This window comes from Streptomyces sp. S063 (assembly GCF_002832675.1).
In the GTDB taxonomy this organism is placed as follows: Bacteria; Actinomycetota; Actinomycetes; order Streptomycetales; family Streptomycetaceae; genus Streptomyces; species Streptomyces sindenensis.
This window is the reverse complement of the sequence record NZ_CP021707.1, coordinates 5,477,943-5,497,790: the sequence shown is the minus strand read 5'-3', so window position 1 is coordinate 5,497,790 and position 19,848 is coordinate 5,477,943. Positions and strand designations below refer to the sequence as shown.

The following is a 19,848-nucleotide window of genomic DNA, read 5'->3' as shown; positions in this document are numbered from 1 at the left end:
CGCATGACCGACAACATCTTCGCGACGAGCGTGTTCTTCAAGCTCGCGATCGGCGGCAGCGACTTGGGCGCGTTCCACACCTGCTCGGGCCTGGGCGCCGAGGTGGAGATGGAGACGTACGCCGAGGGCGGGAACAACGGCTTCACCTGGCAGCTGCCGGGGCGGATCACCTGGACGAACATCACGCTGACCCGCCCGGTGACCACCGACACCCTCAAGATCGCGCGCTGGTTGAACGAGACGATCCAGCGGGTCGAGCCGAAGGACGGCGAGATCGTGGCGCTGCGCCCCGATCTGAGCCGGATCATCAGCTGGCAGGTCCACGGCATCGTGCCGGTCCGGTGGCAGGGGCCGTCCTTCGATCCGGCCAACTCCCAAGCGGCGATCGAGACGTTGGAGATCGCGCACGAGGGCCTGGAGCCCTCCTGACGGAGAACAGCGCGTCCGCCAGGGACAGGACCAGGACGCAGGAAGGAGGAACGCAATGTCACCCGCTCTCCGCGCGAGCCGCGCTCGTGCCCAACTGACCATCATGGAGCCGCCGTCGTCCGTCGGCGCCAAGCCCGGCGGCACGCTCGCCCGCCTCACGTTGCAGTTCAACCCCGCCAAGCTCTCGCTCAGCAAGAGCACGGAGTGGCGGCGCACCCCGTCCCGGATGGCCGGGCAGTCCGCGCTGCCCGAGTTCGTCGGCAGCGGGCCCCGCGCCCTGTCGCTGGAGGTGTTCCTCGACGCGACCGCCACCCACGACAACTCCGTGGAGAAGGCCGTGGAGCAGTTGATGACCGCCTGTGTCCCCACCCCCAGCAGTCTGGCCCGCAAGACGCCCGCCAGCCCCTGGGTGCGGTTCGACTGGGGAACGTCGAGGACGACGTCGTTCGACGGGGTGCTCTCCAACCTCTCGGTCTCGTACACCCTGTTCGACGTCGACGGTAAGCCGCTGCGCGCCACCTGCTCCCTCTCGATCGAGGAGGCGAGCGTCGACCCGGCGGGCCAGAACCCCACCTCCGGTTCGAAGGAGGCGCGGCGCACGCACCGGGTGGTGGCCGGGGACAGCCTGCCGCTGCTGGCCTGGCGGGAGTACGGCGACGCCACCGCGTGGCGCACCATCGCGTACGCCAACGGCATCGACGACCCGATGCGGTTGACGCCCGGCCAGGAACTTCTGGTGCCCGGTCGCGAGGACCACGCGGCGGAGGGCGGCCGATGAGCGGAAAGGAGTCCCCGGGCCGTTCGTTCGCCGCCGACCCGATCGTCGAGGCGCCCGCCGAGCTGCCCGCCGCCTGGGCCGCCCAGCTGGTGAGCTGTGTGGTCGACGAGAACGTGGGCCTGCCGGACACCGCCGTCCTGATGTACCGGGACCCCGACCACACCTTTCTCACCAAGACCGGTATCGGTATGGGGACCCCGCTGAAGATCTCCGTGGTCACCGTGCAGGACCGGGCGCGCGAGCGGCTGTTCACCGGGGAGGTCACAGCGGTCGAGCTGGACACCGACACCACCGGGTCGTTCACCGTCGTACGGGCGTTCTCCAAGGCGCACCGGCTCCAGCGCGGCCGGAAGGTGGTGGCGTACCGGAACATGAAGACGGCGGACATCGTCCGCGAGGTCGCCGCCGGGGCGGGTCTTGCCTGCGGGCGGATCGAGGCGGCGCCGGTCACGTACAAGCAGCTGACCCAGCCGAACGTGTCGGACTGGGAGTTCCTCCAGCATCTCGCGGCCGAGAGCGGGGCCACCGTACGGGTCGACGACAAGGGCCTGTTGCAGTTCACGAAGCCGGACCCGGCCTCCTCGGCCCCTTCGCCGTCGACGTCCGCCACGCGCAATCCGATGGTTTTGGAGTACGGGAACAACCTGCTGGCCCTGCGCGCGGTGCTGACCGGTGCCGACGGGTCGGACAGCGTGGAGGTGCGCGGCTGGAACGTCGACACCAAGACCCGGCTGGTGGCCCGGCAGCAGTCCGTGCGCAGCGACACCGTCGCCCCGGGGATGAGCCCGTCGGACGCGGCGCAGATCTTCGGCTCCGGCGGCTCCCGGACGACGATCGCCGACACCCCGTACCGCACCCAGGCGGAGACCCGGGCCGTGGCCGGGGCGCTGGCGGCGTCCGTCAGCGCCGGGTTCGGGGAGGTCGAGGCGGTGGCGTACGGCAATCCGCAGCTGCGGGCGGGCATGCCGGTGGCGCTCGGCAACGTGGGGCCCGCGTTCTCCGGCCGCTACACCGCGACCGCCGCGCACCACGTCCTCGAACCGGACACCGGCTACCGCACGACGGTGATCGTCAGCGCCTCGCCGGACCGGTCCCTCTCCGGGCTGACCGCCGGTGCGAACGCCCCCTCGCGCGGCCCGCGCATGCCGGGTCTGGCGATCGGGGTGGTCACCGACATCCGCGAGGAGGGCGCGGGTCAACGCGGCTGGGTGCGCCTGAAGTTCCCCTGGCTCGACGACACGTACGTCACCGACTGGGTCCGCACCGTGCAGTGGGGCGGCCAGGGCGGCGGCGGGGTGTTCAGCCCCGAGGTCAACGACGAGGTGCTGGTCGGGTTCGAGCAGGGGCTGCTGGACAGCCCGTACGTGCTCGGCGGGCTCTACAACGGGGTCGACAAGCCCTCCCCGCACGATGTCCCGCTCGTCGACCCGACCAGCGGCAAGGTCAACCGCCGCTCCCTGGTGTCCCGTTCGGGGAACCGGCTGGAGCTGCTCGATGCCCCGCGCGGGCCGGCGGGGGTGCGGATCGCCACCGGCGACAAACGGCTCGACGTCGTCCTCGACGAGAAGAAGGGCGAGATCACGCTCACCGTCAAAGCACGGGGCGGGACACGCGAGTTGAGTTCCGTGACGCTGTCCGCCTCGGGCATCACGCTCGACGCGGGTGCCACGGGCGACGTGAACATCAAGGGCCGCTCGGTGACCGTCAACGGCAAGACGGGAGTCACGGTCGACGGCGGACTGCTCGCGGTCCTCAAGGCCAAGCTCATCAGGATCAACTGACCGCCCGACAGCTCCTTTTGACCCCTCGCCCCCTCACTCCCTTTCCCTTCGCCCCCCTTCCCACAGCAAGGAGAACCCCGGCCATGCCCCCCGCAGCCCGCACGGGCGACAGCACCGCCCACGGCGGTCTCATCGGCACCCCGCCCCCGGGCGCGGTGGCCGTGGCCACCGTGCTCATCGGCGGCCGGCCCGCGGCCGTCACCGGAAGCCTGCACGGGTGCGTCGTCCCCCCGCACGCGGCGCTCGGCCCCGGCAACGTGATCATGCCCAACCCGGCCGCCGCGATCGGCGGCGCGGTGCTGATCGGCGGGCTCCCCGCGGCTCGGATGGGCGACACGACCACCTGTGGCGCGCCCATCGTCAGCGGTGCGTTCAACGTTCTGATCGGAGGCCCGATGTGAACGGCGACGGATACGCCGGACGCGGCGGCGGCTTCATCGGGCGCGGCTGGGGCTTCCCTCTGCGGACCGGGCCGACGGGCGGGATCGCCCTGGTCGAACGGGACAAGGAGATCGAGGAGGCCATCGGGCTGATCCTCGGCACCGCGCCGGGCGAGCGGCCGATGCGCCCCGAGTTCGGCTGCGGCATCCACGAGTACGTCTTCGCGCCCGGCGACGGAGCGACCGCCGGGCGGATCGCGCAGGAGGTCCGCACCTCGCTGGAGCGGTGGGAGCCGCGGATCGAGGTGACGGATGTGGCGGTCGCCTTCGACGCCGTCGAGGAGGGCACGCTCTACATCGACGTGCACTACACCGTGCGGGCCACCAACGACCTGCGCAACCTGGTCTTTCCCTTCTACACGATCCCGTCGTCCGAGGGTTCGGCCACTGCGGGGGCGGCCTCGGAGACCTCTCAGGAAGCGGGGAGGATCTGATGGCACTGCCCTCACCCAACCTGGACGACCGGCGTTTCCAGCAACTCGTGGACGAGGCCAAGCGGTTCGTCCAGCAGCGCTCCCCCGAGTGGACCGACCACAATGTGTCGGACCCCGGAGTCACGCTGATCGAGACGTTCGCGTACATGGTCGACCAGCTGCTGTACCGGCTGAACCGGGTGCCCGACAAGAACTACGCGGCCTTCCTCGATCTGCTCGGCGTGACGCTGTTCCCGCCGACCGCGGCGCGGGCCGAGATCGACTTCTGGCTGTCCGCGCCGCAGCCGGAGACCGTGCACCTGCCCGCCGGTACGGAGGTGGCCACGGCGCGCGGTGAGGCCGAGGAGCCGGTGGTGTTCTCCACCTCCGAGGACCTGCCGATCGTGCCGAGTTCGCTGGTCCGGCTGGTGACCGCGCCGGTGTCGGGCGAGCAGACGGACCGGACGGCGCCGCTGGGCGCGGGCAAGGACATCCCGTGCTTCCAGGCCCGGCCGGAGCCCGGTGACGCTCTGCTCTTCGGGCTGCCGACGGCCGTGCCCCGGTGCATGGTCGCCGTCCGGCTGGACAGCCGGGTGGAGGGCGTGGGCGTCGATCCGCGGCAGCCGCCGCTGGTGTGGGAGGCGTGGGACGGGGCCCGCTGGGTGACCTGCGCGACCGGCACCGACTCCACCGGCGGCCTCAACCGGCCCGGTGAGGTGGTGGTGTTCGTCCCGGCCGGGCACACGGCGTCCGTCGTGGCCGGGACCCGGGCGGGATGGCTGCGCTGCCGGGTGACCGCCCCGGAGCCGGGCCAGCCGTTCTACTCGGAGTCGCCGACGATCCGGGAGGCCGAGGTGTTCACGGTCGGCGGCACGACGACGGCCGAGCACGCGGAGACCGTCCTCGACGTGCCGCTCGGGGTGTCGGAGGGCGTCGCCGGGCAGCGGTTCACGGTGAGCCGGGCGCCGCTGCTTCTGGACGGGGACCCGCCGGTCGTCCAGGTGTCGACGGACGAGGGCTGGGAGAGCTGGACCCCGGTCGAGCACTTCGGCGCGTCCGGGCCCGGTGACCGGCACGTCCGGGTCGACGCGGTCGCCGGGGAGTTCGCGTTCCCGCCGGAGGTGCGGGAGCCGGACGGCACGATGCGCGCGTACGGGGCGGTGCCCGCGAAGGGCGCCCGGCTCCGCGTCCCGCGCTACCGCACGGGGGCGGCTCGGACGGGAACGTCGCCCGGGGCGCGATCTCCGTGCTGCGCAGTTCCGTGCCGTACGTCGCGGGCGTGAACAACCGCGAGGCGGCGACCGGGGGCGTCGACGGGGAGACCGTCGAGAACGCCAAGGTGCGCGCGCCCACCATCCTGCGGGTGCAGGAGCGGGCCGTCACCGCCGAGGACTACGAGCTGATCGCCCGGGAGGCCGCGCCGTCCCTGCGCCGGGTGCGGTGCCTGCCCGCCGTGCCGGGCGAGGCGGGCGCGGTACGGGTGCTGGTGGTGCCGGACGCGGTGGCCGACGAGGACGGACAGGTGCGGTTCGAGCAGCTGATCCCGTCGGACGCGGTGCTCAGGACGGTCACCGAGCGGCTCGACGAACGGCGCCTGGTCGGCACCCGGTTGATCGTCGAACCGCCCGCCTACCAGGGCGTCACGGTCGTCGCCCGGCTGGTCGCCGCGCCCGGCGAGGTGGACCGGGTGCGGGTGCGGGCGTTGGAGGCGCTGTTCCGCCACATCGACCCGTTGCGGGGTGGGGCGGACGGGCGGGGGTGGCCGTTCGGCAGGCCCGTGCAGTACGGGGAGGTCTTCGCCGTGCTCCAGAACGTGGAGGGGGCGGGGCTCGTGGAGGACGTCCGGCTGTTCCCGGCGGATCCGATCACGGGCAGGCGCGGGGCGGCGGTGGACCGGGTCGACGTGGCGCCGGGGGCCCTGGTCTTCTCGCACCAGCACCAGGTGGTGGTCACCGCGAGCGGGACCGGTGAGGCCGTATGACGCGGGCGGCGGTACCCGGGCTGCCCAGCCGCTACCCGATCGGGGAGCTGCTGCCCGCCCTGTACGCGGACGACGACCTGGCCCAGCGGTTCACGGCGGGCCTGGACACGGTGCTGGCCCCGGTCCTGTCCACGCTGGACAACCTTCCCGCGTACGTCGACCCGGCGCTCGCCCCGGCCGACTTCCTGCCGTGGCTGGCGTCCTGGGTGGGTGTGGAGGCCGATCCGGCGTGGCCGGTGGAGCTGCGCCGGGCGGTCGTCGCACGCGCCGTCGAGCTGCACCGGTGGCGCGGCACCCGGCGGGGTCTCGTCGAGCGGCTGCGGCTGGTCTGCGGGGTGCACGCGGAGGTCCGGGACGGCGGGGGCGCCACCTGGTCGGTCGAGTCGGGGGCGGCCCTTCCGCCGCCGCCGACCGGTGAACTCCTCGTCCGGGTCTGGCCGGTGCGCGCGGGCGACCGGGTGGAAGCGGTGGACGCCCACCGCGTCCTGGAGGTCGCCACCGCCTCGTGCCCGGTGCACCTGACCTGCCGGGTGGAGGTCCTGCCGGGCCCGCCCGAAGAGACTGGAGGCTGACGTGACGCGTTCGTGCCCGGCATGCGGTACGGCCAACGGCGAGAGGGACGACTTCTGCGGCAACTGCGGGACGTACCTGGGCTGGTCCTCGGAGCCCGTACGGCAGGGGCGCACGCGGGAGGCCGAACCGGTGCCGCCCCCGACACCGGAGCCGCTCCCGAAACCGGAGCCGGTCCCCGAGCCCGCCCCCGAGCCGAGGGCGAAGCCGACAGCCAGGCCGGAGCCGGAGTCGGTCCCCGAGCCCGCTCGCGGGCCGACGCCGAAGCCGGCGACCGAGGCCAAGGCTCCAGCCCCGGAGGCCGCGCCCGACCCCGTACGCCCCGGAGTCCCGGCATCCTCACCGGTGTCGGCTTCGGCGTCCGCGCCCCCGTCCGGGTCGGCTTCCGGCGCCGCGTCCGAGGTGGACGAGCCGGTGCGGGCCGTTCAGCCGGCGCGGCCCGTGGCCCGGCGGCCCGTCGTGCGGCCGGTGGCGGCGGACGAGGCGCCGGAGGGGCCGCCCTGCCCGGCCTGCGGCACGCCGAACCTGGCCGGGCGGAAGTTCTGCCGGCGGTGCGCCGCTCCGTTGCAGGTCCGGGAGCAGCCCGCCGCCCTGCCGTGGTGGCGCACGGTGTGGCCCTTCCGCCGGCGTATGCGGGGCGGTTCGGGCCGGGCGCTGCGGCGGACGCTGCTGGTGCTGGCCGTGGCCGGCCTGGTGGCCGCGGGCTTCCTGTTCTTCCCGCTGGGGCGGTACGTCTACGAGGACGTCCGGGACAAGCTCGGCGGCACGGCGGAGATCAGCCCCACCGGGGTGACCGCGAGCGCGGCGGCTCCCGGTCATCCGGCGAGCGCGGCGGTCGACGGTCTGACGAACGAGTACTGGGGCGCGCCCGCGCTCGACGCGTCCCTGACCTGCTCGTTCGGGGCGCCGTTCCGGCTGGTCGGCATCGTCGTGCACACCGGAGTGTCGAAGGAGCCGCAGGAGTTCCGGCGGGGCGCGCGACCGACCCGGGCGGACCTGCTCGTCACCACGGAGGACGGCAAGGTGCACCGGAAAGCGGTGACCTTCAACGACAAGCCGGGCAAGCAGACGGTGCGGATGGGCATCAGCGACGTCCGCTCCGTCGAGCTGGTGCTGCGGGAGGCCACCGGGCAGGGCGAGGGGCGGCCGGTCGCGGTCGGCGAGGTCGAGTTCTTCCGGCGCACCTGAGCCAGGGCTGTCGCCCCACAAGTTCACCAACGCCTCAGTAACGATCAGAGAGTTATTGACGATCAAACAATTTCAGTCACATATGGCTTCCCTCGGAACCCCCACACGGGGTTGACTGGGCATCACCCATGGTGACGCACCCGCCCACCGGCTCGTCGGCCCTGCCCCGGTGCCGCACCACCCGGCGGAGGAAGGAGCACAGCGATTGGCCAGCCCTCCTGCCTCTCGACGGCGCTCCGCTCCCGGCCGCCGAGGCTCCGACAGCCGCGTCCCGACGGGCCCGTCCCCCGCTCCGTCACCCGGAATGTGCCGTTCACATCGTCCGCCCGTATTCATCAGACGAGGGGCAGCAATGAGCCAGATCACGTTACCGGCGTTTCATATGCCGTTCCAGAGTGCTGGATGCCACCCAGGCCTGGCGAAAACCCGTGAGGCCGCCTGGGAATGGGCCGAATCCGAGGGACTCGACCTGTCCGTTCCGGCCCGGAAGAAAATGATCCGGACCCGTCCCGAACTGTGGATATCCCTCATCTTCCCGAAGGCTTCGCAGGACCATCTCGACCTGTTCTGTCAATGGCTCTTCTGGGCCTTCCTGGTGGACGACGAGTTCGACGACGGGCCGGCCGGACGCAATCCGCTGATGTGCGAGAAGGCGATCACCCGCCTGGTGGACGTCCTCGACGGGGCCGCGCCGACCGGACCGATGGAGCGGGCGCTCGCCGGGCTGCGGGACCGGACCTGCCCGGGGCGGTCGTCACAGTGGAACCGGCAGTTCCGGCGGGACACCGCCGCCTGGCTGTGGACGTACTACGCCGAGGCCGTCGAGCGGGCGGCCGGGCAGGTGCCGAGCCGGTCCGAATTCGCCAAGCACCGGCGGGATTCGGTCGCCATGCAGCCTTTTCTCTGCCTGCACGAGATCACCGCGGAAATCGATCTTCCGGAATCCTCCCGCAGCCTGCCCGCGTATATCGCGCTGCGGAACGCGGTCACCGATCATTCCGGGCTCTGCAATGACATCTGCTCCTTCGAGAAGGAAGCCGCTCTGGGCTACGAGCACAACGCCGTACGCCTCATTCAGCGCGACCGGGGATGCACCCTCCAGGAAGCCGTGGACGAGGCCGGGATCCAACTGGCCCGGATAGCCGAGCGGGTGCAGCGGGCGGAAAAGGAACTGATCGAGGAGATCGAGGCGGCGGGCATCACCGGCCCGACCCGGGCGGCCCTGGAGCGCTGTGTCCAGGACTACCGGGGGCTCGTCCGGGGCGACTTCGACTACCACGCGCGCGCCGAGCGCTACACCCGTCCGGATCTGGTGGAGCTGGACGAACGGGACTCGCTGTCCCAGTACTTCGCCGCCTGAACGGCCTGAACGGCTGAGCACGCGGCTCGGACCGGGGTGGCCGGGCCCCCGGGGGGCCCGGCCACCCCGGTCCGAGCGCATGGAAGACTGGGCCCGCGAACATGTCCCGGGTCGCCCCACCGACCGGGCCGACGACACCGTCGTGCCCCCGGTCAGCGACCGACCGGCCGGAACGCCCTGCCTTCCCGTCCACGTCGTTTCCCGGGGATCACACGTGAAAGCTCAGCGAAGAATCTGGACCACGGCCGCCGTCACCACGGCGGCCGTGGCGGGTGTCCTGGTGTTCCAGGGCGTGACCGGCGCCTCCGGCCCCGGCCCCGGCCGCGACGGACGCGCGGCGGACGCCAAGGCCTCCCCGGTGAAGGCCGATGTGCACCGGACCGCGCTGAAGACCTCCGCCGACGGCGGCTCCGCCTCGCTCGCGCCCCGCGACACCGAACCCTTCAGCCTGCTCGGCGTCACCTGGACCGACCCGGCCGCGAAGGTGACGGGCCGGGTCGAGGCCCGTACCCGGTCGGCCGCCACCGGCGAATGGACCGGCTGGCTGCCGCTGGACACGGAGGTCGACGGGCGTACCGAAGCCGGCCGGTCCGGTGTCCGGGGCACCACCGAACCCCGCTGGGTCGGCCCCTCCGACGGCGTCGAGGTCCGGGTGAGCACCGCCGACGGTGCTCGGGCCGGGCTGCCCGAAGGGCTGCGGCTCGACACGGTCGACCCGGGCGGCGACCCGGCCCCGCTCGCATCGGACACCGCACCGTCCGGCGCCAAACCCTCCCCGCTCGCCGCCGAACCGGCCGCGTTCACCGAGGACGAGCCCCCCTCCGACGAGCCCTCGCCCGGCGAGGAGCCCCCGGTCACCCCGCCCGCGGAGGAGCCGGGCGCGACGCCCACGGACGAGCCGTCGCCCACCCCGACCGTCGAGTCCCCCTCCCCGCACCGCCGCCGAGCCCCACCCCCACCCCGAGCACCGCGTCCCCGACGCCGTCCGCCTCGCCCACGACGACGCCCACCGGTTCCCCGTCGCCGACGGTCCCGCCCGCGCCGCCGTCCACCGTTCCGCAGCCGCCGATCGTCTCCCGTACGGACTGGAAGGCGGACGAATCTCTCAACAGCGAGGCGCCCGACTACCTGGACGGGGTCAAGGCCGTCTTCGTGCACCACACCGCGCAGACGAACGCCTACTCCTGCGCCGACTCGGCCGCCATCGTGCGCGGTCTGCACGCGTACCACGTGAAGTCGCAGGGCTGGAAGGACCTCGGCTACAACTTCGTCGTCGACAAGTGCGGCACGGTCTTCGAGGGCCGCAAGGGCGGCGTGGACCGGCCCGTGATGGGGGCCCACACCTACGGGTTCAACCGGGACACCACCGGGATCGCCGTGATCGGCATGTACACGGACACCCGGGCCGCGACCGCGGCCACCACCGCGGTCGCGCGCGTCGCCGCGTGGAAGCTCGGCCAGTACCGGGGCGACCCGGCCGGTTCGGTCCAGCTGACCGCCGGGGCGAACGGCAAGAACTTCGCCGGGAAGCCGTTCACCGCGGGCCAGGCCTACCCCTTCCAGCAGATCTCCGGGCACCGCGACGGGTTCAACACCGAATGCCCCGGCGGAAGCCTGTACGCCCAGCTCCCCGCCGTCCGTTCGCTGGCCGCCGGGCCCGTCACCGGGCTCGCCATCGCCTCGGTGACCGGGGCGAGCGCCTCCGGCTCCACGTACTACACCCGGTCGAAGATCACCGTCGGGTGGCGGGCGACCACGCCCGCCTCCCTCGTCAGGAGTTACGAACTGCTCGTCGGCGGAAAGCCCGTGGCCACCGTCAAGGGCGACGTCACCTCGGCCGCCGCCACCCTCGCCGCCGGCAAGCACACCGTCCAGGTCCGGGCCACCCACCAGTCGGGGAAGACCTCGCTCTCCCCGGCCGCGACCGTGGTCGCCGAGACGACACCGCCGGTCTTCTCCACCAAGCCCGCCCTCACCCTGCGCGCGGGCACGGTGAACGCCACCGCCGTCCCGCTCACCCTGAAGTGGAAGGCCACGGACACCGCCGCCCTCAAGGAGGTCCGGCTCACCGCGCCCGTCGCGAAGACGTACGGCCCCACCACGGGCAGCGCCTCGCACACCGCGAAGCCCGGCACGGCGACCGCGTGGAAGATGACGGCGTACGACCACGCGGGCAATACGGCCGCCGCCTCCGTCTCCGGCACCCCGGTGATCCTCCAGGAGTCCGCCGCCACGAAGACCGGCACCTGGACGACGAGGTCCTCCAGCAGCTATCTGGGCGGCAAGTCGTACTCCAGCGGCACCAAGAACGCCAGCCTGGCCTGGACGTTCACCGGCCGGTCAGCCGCCTGGGTGGTGTCGCGGGCCGCCACTTCGGGGCAGGCATACGTCTATGTCGACGGCAAGAAGGCCGCCACGGTGGACCTGAAGTCCGCCACCACCAAGTACCGGGACGCGATCTGGACGACGTCGTGGCCCGTCAGCGGCAAGCACACGGTCAAGATCGTCGTCGTCGGCACGACGGGCCGCCCGACCCTGACCACGGACGGGCTGGTCTACCTGAAGTAACCGCCCGCGTCCCGAGCAGGCGGCCGCACCACCGCACCGCGAGAGGAGTTGGCAGGCACCATGACCGACATCGTGGCGGGCGCCCCGGAGGTGACGACGGGGCACGGCACCGTGCGCGGGGCGGTGGAGCGGGGTGTCGCGGTCTTCCGCGGCATCCCGTACGCGGCTGCGCCGGTGGGCGCGCGGAGGTTCCGCGCGCCCGAACCGCCGGAGCCGTGGACCGGGGTGCGCGAGGCCGTGGCGTACGGTCCGACCGCCCCCAAGCGGCCCTACGCCCCGCCGCTGGACCGGCTGCTGCCGGACCCGTCGGTGCCCGGCGACGCGTGGCTGAACCTCAATGTGTGGACGCCCTCGCCGGAGCCGGACCGGGCCGCCGGGCTGCCCGTCCTCGTGTGGATCCACGGCGGCTCGCTGGTGCACGGCTCTTCGGCGGTGCCGGTGTACGACGGGTGGGCGTTCGCCCGGGACGGAGTGGTCCTCGTCTCCGTCAACTACCGCCTGGGCGTCGAGGGCTTCGGCGTCTTCCCGGACGCGCCCGCCAACCGGGGCCTGTTGGACCAGCTGGCCGCCCTGGAGTGGGTGCGCGACAACATCGCGGCGTTCGGCGGCGACCCGGACCGGGTGACGGTGGCCGGGGAGTCGGCGGGCGCGATCTCCGTCGCCGGGCTGCTGGCCGCGCCCCGGTCGGCGGGGCTCTTCCGGCGGGCGGTGCTCCAGAGCGGGGCGCCCGCCGCGCTTCCCCCGGACGCGGCGCGCGGGACCACCGAGCTGATCGCGAAGCGGCTCGGGGTCCCCGCGACGGCCGCCGCACTGGCCGCCGTGGACCCGGAGGAGCTGCTGACCGCGCAGACCGAGGTCACCAGCGGCGGAAACCCCCTGACCGGCCGCAACTCCTTCCAGCTGGTCGTCGACGGCGACCTGCTGCCGCAGGACCCGTCGGAAGCGCTGCGGACGGGCGCGTCCACCGGCGTCGACCTGCTGCTGGGGACGAACACCGAGGAGTACCGGCTCTGGTTCGTGCCCGGCGGCCTCACCGAGGGGATCAGCCGGCTGAAGCTGCGCCTGGCCCTGCTGAAGTTCCGGGTGCCGAACGCGACCGCCCGCACCTACCGTGCCAACCGCCCGGACGCCACGCCGGGTGAGATCCTCGGCGCGCTCGCGACGGACCTGCTGTTGCGGGTCCCGCTCAACCGGCTGGCCGACGCCCGGACGGACGCGCCCGGTGCCACGTACGTGTACGAGTTCGGCTGGCGCACCCCCGTACAGCGGCTCGGCGCCTGCCACGCCCTGGAGCTGGGCTTCGTCTTCGACACGCTCACGCACCCCGACACCCAGGCCCTGACCGGCCCGGACGCCCCGCAGGTGCTGGCGGACGCGATGCACCGGGCGTGGGTGGACTTCGCGACGGACGGGGACCCGGGGTGGCCGGCCTGGGACGCGCGACGCCCGGTGCGGTTCTTCGCCCAGGACGACCGGGACGACCGGGACGGTCCGTCCGTGGTCCTGGCCCCGCGCGACGACGAGCTGCGGACCTGGGATCCGTATCGCCCTTGAACGTCGTCTCAGTCGGCGAGGTGCCGTCGGACGAAGGGTGCTGTTCCCAGGACGAGCGCGGCGAACGCGGTCAGTTGTTGAAGGCCGGGCTGAGCGGCGGGGTTGCTGTGCTGGATGCCGTAGACCGCGTACCAGTGACGGCGGCGCTGCCGTCGAGCACCGCCACGATCCGGTGGTCCCGCTCCAGCTTGGCGAACGAGCCGTCCAGGTATCCCTCGCTCAGGAAACCCCGCACGCCCAGGAGTTCGGTGATCCTGTCCAGGGTGTCCTGGACGAGGTTCGGCACGAGGGCCTTGGTGACGGCGGGCACGAGGGCGAGCTCCGGGGTGAGGGTGGGGATGGGTCGGGCGGCGACCTCGACCACGGTCTCGGCCACGTCGAGCGCGGCCGCCGCCTCGCCCTAGGTGCGGCGCACCCGGGGCGGTGAGGTCCCTGCGGGCCACGGCCCGCTGGAGGCCGACCAGTTCGGGCATGTCGCGCAACCGGCCGCCGTGCCGGACGTCGACGCAGTGGGCGGCCAGGCCCAGGGCGTCGAGCGCGGCGCAGGCCTCCGCGGGGAAGTCCTCCCGCCGGTCGAGCTCGGCGTTGACGGCGGCGCCGAACGGCCCGAGCGCCTGGTCGGACCCGTCCAGGAGTGTGTCGAACGCGGTGACGAAGACATGGGACACAGTGGCTTCCCCGGGGGCGTGGGCCTGCCGGGCCGCTGCGGAAGGGGGACGTCCGGAGTCTTCGCCGCTGTGCGGGTACGCGGGCGGCGCTGCGGCGAAAACCCCGGCGGTCGGGACGACGGCGGTCGGGGGTGACCGTCGTCGCCGTTCAGGGGACGGTGGCCAGGGCGGGCTCCGATGTCGTCCGCGCCCGGCGGGGATCCGGGGCACCTCGAGACGTACCGCGGTGGTGATCCGGCGGGCGGGCCGTGTTCGGCTCGAAAGAAATTCAACGTAGACCCCGCGGAAAGGAACAGGGATTCCCGGGGTCCTGGCAGGAACGGATCAGCGCGGCCGGCACGGCCTTCGCACAGCCGCCGTACGGTCTTGGGGCCGTCCGGCGGCGGGACCTCCGGCCCCCGCACCCCGGACCCTGCGGTTTTCCGCAGGGTGGGAAGTGCGGAGTACAGCACCAGGGCGAGCGGCAACCCTCATACCGGCGCTGAGCAGCGATTTCTAAGTTTGAGGAAGAAGGACGGGGCAGCCCGCCCCTACCGTCCCCGTCGGCTTGGAGTCCCTTATGAGCCCCATGAACCACACGGTCCTGGCGATCGCCGAGCAGCCCGCTGGCGGCGTCGCCGGCTGGGCCGCCGACCTCGTCGACACGCTGGGCGGTCCGGGAGCCGGCCTCGCCATCGCCCTGGAGAACCTCTTCCCGCCCCTGCCCAGCGAGGTCATCCTGCCGCTGACCGGCTTTGCTGCGGGTCAGGGCGTACTGAGCCTGGCCTCGGCGCTGTTCTGGACGACACTCGGCTCCGTGGTCGGCGCGGTGGCGCTCTACTGGATCGGAATGCTCTTCGGCCGCGAGCGGATGCACGCGATCTGGGGGAAGCTGCCCCTGGTCAAGCCCTCGGACCTGGTCCGTACCGAGGAGTGGTTCGCCAAGCACGGCACGAAGGCCGTCTTCCTCGGCAGGATGGTGCCGATCTTCCGGAGCCTGATCTCGGTGCCCGCCGGGGTCGAACGGATGCCCATGCCCCTGTTCATCATGCTCACCACCCTCGGCAGCCTCATCTGGAACAGCATCCTCGTGATGGCCGGCTACTGGCTGGGCGACCAGTGGGACGTCGTGGAGACCTACGTCGGTGTCCTGTCGAAGACCGTCCTGGTCCTCGTCGTCATCGCCCTCGCGGCCTACGTGGCCGTCCGGCTGCGCGGCCGCAGCCGGTCCCACCGGCGCGCCTCGTGACCCTCGGCCCCGGCCCCGACTGCAGGACCCCTCTCTCCGTACCGCCCGGGCGATCTTGCCCGGGCTATACGGGCGCACTAGTCTCGAGGCCCGTGCAACGGGATTTAGCAGGTACCGCTCCCGACCGACCGCCGGCCGAGTCCGGCGGGAACGGCTCCGGTGAGGACGAGACCGTCACCCGTACGACCACCCCGCCCTGGCTGCGACGCGGCCTGGGGTCCCTCGTCGGCTGCGTGACCGCGCTCGTCGGCGCTCTGTACTTCCTCGTCGTCGGTACGGCCGTCGGCCCGTTCCTGCTCTGGCCGCGTACCCGGGCCCACGCCCTGGTGCTGTTGATGGCCGGAGCCCGGCGCCTGGTCACCCTCGAACGGGCCCGCCGCTCCGTCTTCTTCGGCGACCTCTTCCCCGGGCACTACAAGACCTCCGACCAGAAGATCCTCCGCTACCTCGCGGTCCGCAGCTGCACGGGGCTTCTCTGCGCGGTCGTGATCGGACTCCTGGCCTTCGGCGCCCTCCTGGCCGGCATCCTGGCGTACGGGGTGGCCCGGGGCACCCTCGGCTGGGACGAGCTGCTCACCCAGGTCCTCCTCGGCAGCGTGCTCCTCTTCCTCGACGTCCAGGGTCTGTACTCGCTGGCCGCGCTCGACACCCGCACCGCCCGGGAGTGCTTCGGTCCCTCCGAGCGGGAGCTGCTCCAGCGCCGTATCGACGAACTCGCCACCAGCCGGGCCGCGGTCGTCGAGGCCGTGGACACCGAACGGCGGCGCATCGAGCGCGACCTGCACGACGGGGTCCAGCAGCGTCTGGTGGCCCTCGCCATGCTGATCGGCCGGGCCCGCCGGGGCCGCGACCCCGAACAGGCCGACGCGCTGCTGCGCCAGGCGCACGAGGAGTCCCAGGGCGTGCTGACCGAACTGCGCGAGGTGGCCTGGCGGGTGTACCCCTCGGCGCTCGACAACCTCGGGCTCGAAGAGGCCCTCGGCGGGGTCGCCGAGCGGTGCGCCATTCCGCTGCGGACCCGCTTCGACGTCGACGGCCCGCTCCCCCGGCCGGTCGAGACCGCCGCCTACTTCGTCGTGTCGGAGTCCGTGACGAACGCGGCGAAACACTCCTCCGCCTCGGCGATCTCCGTGGCGGTGACGCGCGACGAGGCGCGACTCACCGTACGCGTCGAGGACGATGGTACGGGCGGCGCGGGGGAGACCGGCAGCGGGCTGACCGGACTGCGCAGCCGGGTGGGCGCGCTCGACGGCGTCCTGCACATCCACAGCCCCCTCGGGGGACCGACCACCATCACCGCGGAGCTGCCGTGCGCGTAATCCTGGCCGAGGACTCGACCCTGCTGCGAGAAGGCCTGGTCAGGCTCCTCGTCGAGGAGGGCCACGAGGTCCTGGCGGCCCTCGGGGACGCCGTCACGCTGCTCAAGGAGGTCGAGGAACAGCGGCCCGACATCGTCGTCGTCGACATCCGGATGCCCCCGACCCACACCGACGAGGGGCTGCGGGCGGCCGTCGAGATCCGGGAGCGTTTTCCCGAGGTGAGCGTGCTCGTCCTCTCCCAGCACATCGAGCGCAACTACGCGGCCCAACTCCTCGCGTCCAACGCCGAGCGGGTCGGCTACCTCCTGAAGGACCGGGTGGCGCAGGTCGAGGAATTCCTCGACGCCCTGGAGCGGATCCACGCCGGCGGGGCGGCGATCGACCCGGAGGTCGTACGGCAGCTGGTCATCCGGACCACCCACGGGGACCCGCTGGCGCGGCTGACACGCCGGGAGCGGACGGTCCTGGAGGCGCTGGCACAGGGCCACACGAACACGGCCATCGCGCAGAAGCTGCACATCTCGCTGAGTTCGGTGGAGAAGAACCTCAACGCCGTCTTCGACAAACTGGAACTGACCCACACCACCGGCTACAGCCGACGGATCCTGGCGGTCCTCCGCTACCTGGAGTCGTAGGCCGGTCGTCGGTGCGGAACGGGCCGTCCCCGTCGGTGGCAGCGGTGGGGACGGCCCGCGACACGCCTACGCGCAGGCGTAGGGGTTGAGCGCGTCCTCCGGCAGCTGCTCGATCCGGAGGTGGTCCCCCAGGCGCGCCTCGGCGGCGAGTTCGAGCAGGACGTCGAAGGCCACGTTGTCCTCGAGCGCGAACCCTGTGGAGTCGAAGACGGTGATCCCGCCCCGGTGCTCCGCCGCGAACGGGGGCCTGCATCGCTGGACGATCGAGCGCACGATGCCCTGGCCGGGCGGCTGCCGCGGCCTGCACCGCCGCTACGAGCGCAAGGCCGAACACTTCCTGGCCTTCGCCGCCATGCTCCTGGTCCGGGGTAAACGCCGAGGGACCGGCCTCGCCTGCGCCATCATGGCGACCGACCTCGCCGCCACCCGGTACGCGGTCTACGGCATCCAGCACAGCAACCCCGCCGCTCAGCCCGGCCTTCAACGACTGACCGCGTTCGCCGCACTCGTCCTGGGAACAGCACCGTTCATCCGACGGCACCTCGCCTACCGAGACGACGTCTCAGCTCAGGGCCTCAGCGAGATCCAGTGCGGGTCGGGGACGACGGTGAGGACCGCCGAGACCACCACGACCAGGCCCAGCACGACCTGCTCGCGGCGGGCGAGGCGGTGGGCGACGGCCGGGTCGGTGTCCCGGAGCATCCGCCGCCGCGCCGCCAGGGCCAGCGCGCTGACGACGGCCATCAGCGCCAGCTTGAGCAGCAGCGCGCGGCCGTAGGCGGAGGTGAACACCACGTCCAGCGGCAGTCGGCGCAGGGTCGAGGCGGTGCCGGTGGCGGCGAGGGCGACGTACAGCCAGATCGCCAGGCGCGCGTACCGGCCGAGCAGGGCGCGGGCCGCGACGGGTGAGCCGCGCCAGAGCCACATGGTGCGCAGGACGTACAGCAGGCCGCCGGTCCACAGCGACGCGGCCGTCAGATGGACGACGGTGAGGGCGGCGCCGAACTCCGGGCTGTACGCCTCCGGGTGGGCGCGCAGGGCCTCCGCGCCGATGACGACGGCGAGCGGGGCGAGTGCGAGGGCCGGGCGTCTGCTCGCGGCGCAGAGGGCGGCGACGACCATGCCGTTGGCGATGAGAAGGAGCAGTCCGCCCTCGCGGGTGCCGTAGGTCTCGGTGATGCCGAGGTCGCTGACGGCGGCGAGCCGGACGATCTGCCCGGCCGCGGCGGCGGCCCCGGCGAGCGAGGCGAGCACGGCCCAGCTCCGTACGGCGGTACGGGGGCGGCCCCGGACGGGCCGGATGAGCTGCGGGGCGACCAGCTCGCCCAGGTGGAGGGCGAGCGCGGCAAACAGAACGGTGCGGAGCACGGTGGTGAGCCCCGCGCCGGGTATCCGGAGTTCGCCGGTGCCGCGGGCCACGAGGCCGGGCCCGAACAGCGCGATGAGAAGGGCGAGGAGGCCCGCCGCGCCGAGCAGGAGAGGGGCCGTCCACGAACGGCGGGGCGGCGTCGGCCCGGACGCGCCCTCGGATATCTCGCCTGTCTCGCCGACGAGCGGCACGGCACTCGGCGCGCTGTCTGCCGGCATCGTCGGCGTGGCCGGGTCGGCCGGGGGTCCGGAGAACATCACGGCTCGATCCTCGTCGGTGGACAAAGCCACAGCAAGCCGCGCACGGCGGGCAGGAGGGGTCCCTCCGGGCGTACGCGGCGGCGGCCGGCCCCGCAGCGCGGGACCGGCCGCCGCGACGGATGACGCTCTGCTCCGCGTCCGCTCCGCTCAGGCCTTGTTCTGCGCGGCCCAGAACTCGTCGAAGGTGAGCTGCCCGTCGCCGTTGGCGTCGTGTGCGTTGATGATCGCCTGCGCCACCGTCTCGGTGACGAAGGGGTCGCCCAGCTGGGCCATCGCGCTCTTGTACTCGTTGGCCGTGATGAGGCCGTCGCCGTTCGCGTCGAACTTCTCGAATACCGCGCGCGCCGACTCGATGTCCGCCACTGTTCCGCCCCTTCGTGATGCCGAATGTCGGGGGTCAGATTATCGGGCCGTCCGGGTGACGGCGGTGGCCGGTCGGGCCAGCAGCTCCGTGGCCGTCACCGCGTGCAGCCCGCGGCGGCCGATCTCGGCCAGGAGCAGCGGCAGCGCCTCGACGGTGACCGGGCGGCCGAGGCTCAGCTCCACCACCGATCCGTTGCGCAGCTCCCCGGCGACCTTCCGGGTGACGGCGGCGACGCGGGTGGCCGCGTGGTCGTGCGACTCCACGTCGCAGCCGAGGACGTGGGGGTAGCCGGCCCGGCGGGCGAGGCGTTGGACGAGTGGGGAGGCGTAGGCGGTGGGCGAGGGCCGGAACCAGGTGCCGATGGACCCGGTGAGCCGGCGCAGCCGCCGGGCGCAGGCGGCGATCTCCTCGTACGCGGCGCGCTCGTCCAGGGCCGCGAGGTCGAGGTGGTGCTCGGTGTGGTTGCCGATCTCGTGGCCCCCGTCGAGGATCCGGCGGGCCAGTCCCGGGTGCTCGGCGAGCCAGGTGCCGACCGCGAGGACCGTGACGCGCGCCCCGGCCCGTTCGCACCGGGCGAGTGCGGTGCCGACGAGGTCCGGGTCGCCCCGCCCGTCGAAGGTGAGGGCGACGCGGGGCCGGTCGCGGGGGCCGTGCGCGATCCGGAAGGGCAGCCCGGGGAAGCGGCGCGGGGCGGCGGGGGCGGCGCCCGGGGCGGCGAATCCGGTGGGGCCCGGGGCGCTGGGCCCGGGGGCGGCCGGGGTACCGGGGGCCGGGGCGGCGCAGCCCGCGGCAAGGGCGGCGGCCAGCGCACCGGCCCCCGCGCCCAGCACGTCACGGCGGCCCATCGGAGCCCTGCGTCCGTCCATGCCCCGACCACCTCACGTTCCACGGGTACGACCGGTTCCCGGGGACACAGTAGGGGCGCGCCGACCGAAATGAGGTG

Annotated in this window: 16 protein-coding genes and 4 pseudogenes; 15 read left to right on the top strand and 5 right to left on the bottom strand. The window is 73.1% G+C overall.

The window, feature by feature from the left end:
• The first annotated feature begins 3 nt into the window (after positions 1 to 3).
• From CCZ36_RS25490 to CCZ36_RS25440, 11 genes and pseudogenes are all read left to right on the top strand, one after another.
• Positions 4 to 429, top strand: coding sequence for a phage tail protein (locus tag CCZ36_RS25490; protein ID WP_006127700.1), 426 nt, complete (start codon positions 4 to 6; stop codon positions 427 to 429).
• Between the two features lie 55 nt (positions 430 to 484).
• Positions 485 to 1,207, top strand: a complete 723-nt coding sequence (locus tag CCZ36_RS25485) for a CIS tube protein (RefSeq protein WP_069736936.1) — start codon at positions 485 to 487, stop codon at positions 1,205 to 1,207.
• Positions 1,204 to 2,988, top strand: coding sequence for a VgrG-related protein (locus tag CCZ36_RS25480; RefSeq protein ID WP_069736937.1), 1,785 nt, complete (start codon positions 1,204 to 1,206; stop codon positions 2,986 to 2,988). Before CCZ36_RS25485 ends, CCZ36_RS25480 begins: the two co-directional genes overlap by 4 nt.
• An 83-nt stretch (positions 2,989 to 3,071) precedes the next feature.
• Positions 3,072 to 3,389: a PAAR domain-containing protein gene (locus CCZ36_RS25475; RefSeq protein ID WP_069736938.1), complete on the top strand. Its 318-nt coding sequence runs from the start codon at positions 3,072 to 3,074 to the stop codon at positions 3,387 to 3,389.
• Positions 3,386 to 3,862: a GPW/gp25 family protein gene (locus CCZ36_RS25470; RefSeq protein ID WP_069741843.1), complete on the top strand. Its 477-nt coding sequence runs from the start codon at positions 3,386 to 3,388 to the stop codon at positions 3,860 to 3,862. The genes CCZ36_RS25475 and CCZ36_RS25470 overlap by 4 nt, the downstream gene beginning before the upstream one ends.
• Positions 3,862 to 5,822 (top strand): annotated as a pseudogene (locus CCZ36_RS25465) (putative baseplate assembly protein). Before CCZ36_RS25470 ends, CCZ36_RS25465 begins: the two are co-directional and overlap by 1 nt.
• On the top strand, positions 5,819 to 6,394 hold the full coding sequence (locus CCZ36_RS25460; RefSeq protein ID WP_128818644.1) for a phage tail protein: 576 nt from the start codon (positions 5,819 to 5,821) through the stop codon (positions 6,392 to 6,394). Before CCZ36_RS25465 ends, CCZ36_RS25460 begins: the two are co-directional and overlap by 4 nt.
• Position 6,395: 1 nt before the next feature.
• The gene (locus tag CCZ36_RS25455; protein WP_128818643.1) at positions 6,396 to 7,580 is read left to right on the top strand and encodes a zinc ribbon domain-containing protein; all 1,185 of its coding nucleotides are present in this window, start codon (positions 6,396 to 6,398) and stop codon (positions 7,578 to 7,580) included.
• A 493-nt stretch (positions 7,581 to 8,073) separates the two neighbouring features.
• Positions 8,074 to 8,940 carry a terpene synthase family protein gene (locus tag CCZ36_RS25450; protein ID WP_443069819.1) on the top strand — a complete coding sequence of 289 codons (867 nt, stop codon included), beginning with the start codon at positions 8,074 to 8,076 and terminating at the stop codon, positions 8,938 to 8,940.
• Between the two features lie 214 nt (positions 8,941 to 9,154).
• Positions 9,155 to 11,508: pseudogene (locus CCZ36_RS35970) on the top strand (N-acetylmuramoyl-L-alanine amidase).
• Positions 11,509 to 11,568: 60 nt separating this feature from the next.
• Positions 11,569 to 13,062 (top strand): carboxylesterase/lipase family protein, encoded by a 1,494-nt coding sequence (locus tag CCZ36_RS25440; protein WP_128818642.1) that lies wholly within the window; start codon positions 11,569 to 11,571, stop codon positions 13,060 to 13,062.
• A gap of 70 nt (positions 13,063 to 13,132) precedes the next feature.
• On the opposite strand, the pseudogene CCZ36_RS25435 reads toward CCZ36_RS25440, so the two are convergent.
• Positions 13,133 to 13,447, bottom strand: a pseudogene (locus CCZ36_RS25435) (acyl-CoA dehydrogenase family protein); the annotation flags it as partial.
• An 851-nt stretch (positions 13,448 to 14,298) separates the two neighbouring features.
• Here CCZ36_RS25435 and CCZ36_RS25430 point away from each other — a divergent pair.
• From CCZ36_RS25430 to CCZ36_RS25420, 3 genes are all read left to right on the top strand, one after another.
• Complete coding sequence (locus tag CCZ36_RS25430; RefSeq protein ID WP_128819735.1) at positions 14,299 to 14,958, top strand: DedA family protein; 660 nt, start codon at positions 14,299 to 14,301, stop codon at positions 14,956 to 14,958.
• A gap of 200 nt (positions 14,959 to 15,158) precedes the next feature.
• A complete protein-coding gene (locus tag CCZ36_RS25425) occupies positions 15,159 to 16,277 on the top strand; it encodes a sensor histidine kinase (RefSeq protein WP_128819733.1) in 1,119 nt (372 codons plus the stop codon).
• Complete coding sequence (locus tag CCZ36_RS25420; protein WP_164873546.1) at positions 16,268 to 16,912, top strand: response regulator transcription factor; 645 nt, start codon at positions 16,268 to 16,270, stop codon at positions 16,910 to 16,912. Before CCZ36_RS25425 ends, CCZ36_RS25420 begins: the two co-directional genes overlap by 10 nt.
• 66 nt (positions 16,913 to 16,978) lie before the next feature.
• Here CCZ36_RS25420 and CCZ36_RS34880 read toward each other — a convergent pair whose 3' ends face one another.
• The gene (locus tag CCZ36_RS34880; RefSeq protein ID WP_164873455.1) at positions 16,979 to 17,185 is read right to left on the bottom strand and encodes a hypothetical protein; all 207 of its coding nucleotides are present in this window, start codon (positions 17,183 to 17,185) and stop codon (positions 16,979 to 16,981) included.
• On the opposite strand from CCZ36_RS34880, the pseudogene CCZ36_RS35110 reads away from it, so the two are divergent.
• Positions 17,157 to 17,267: pseudogene (locus CCZ36_RS35110) on the top strand (IS5/IS1182 family transposase); the annotation flags it as partial. The gene CCZ36_RS34880 and the pseudogene CCZ36_RS35110 sit on opposite strands and share 29 nt — an antisense overlap.
• 212 nt (positions 17,268 to 17,479) lie before the next feature.
• Here CCZ36_RS35110 and CCZ36_RS25410 read toward each other — a convergent pair.
• The 3 genes from CCZ36_RS25410 to CCZ36_RS25400 all read right to left on the bottom strand — a co-directional run bounded on the left by CCZ36_RS25410 (position 17,480) and on the right by CCZ36_RS25400 (position 19,771).
• Complete coding sequence (locus tag CCZ36_RS25410; RefSeq protein ID WP_069736947.1) at positions 17,480 to 18,538, bottom strand: CopD family protein; 1,059 nt, start codon at positions 18,536 to 18,538, stop codon at positions 17,480 to 17,482.
• 150 nt (positions 18,539 to 18,688) lie between these two features.
• Positions 18,689 to 18,904 (bottom strand): EF-hand domain-containing protein, encoded by a 216-nt coding sequence (locus tag CCZ36_RS25405; protein ID WP_006127690.1) that lies wholly within the window; start codon positions 18,902 to 18,904, stop codon positions 18,689 to 18,691.
• Positions 18,905 to 18,943: 39 nt separating this feature from the next.
• Positions 18,944 to 19,771 carry a polysaccharide deacetylase family protein gene (locus CCZ36_RS25400; protein ID WP_069736948.1) on the bottom strand — a complete coding sequence of 276 codons (828 nt, stop codon included), beginning with the start codon at positions 19,769 to 19,771 and terminating at the stop codon, positions 18,944 to 18,946.
• Positions 19,772 to 19,848 lie beyond the last annotated feature (77 nt).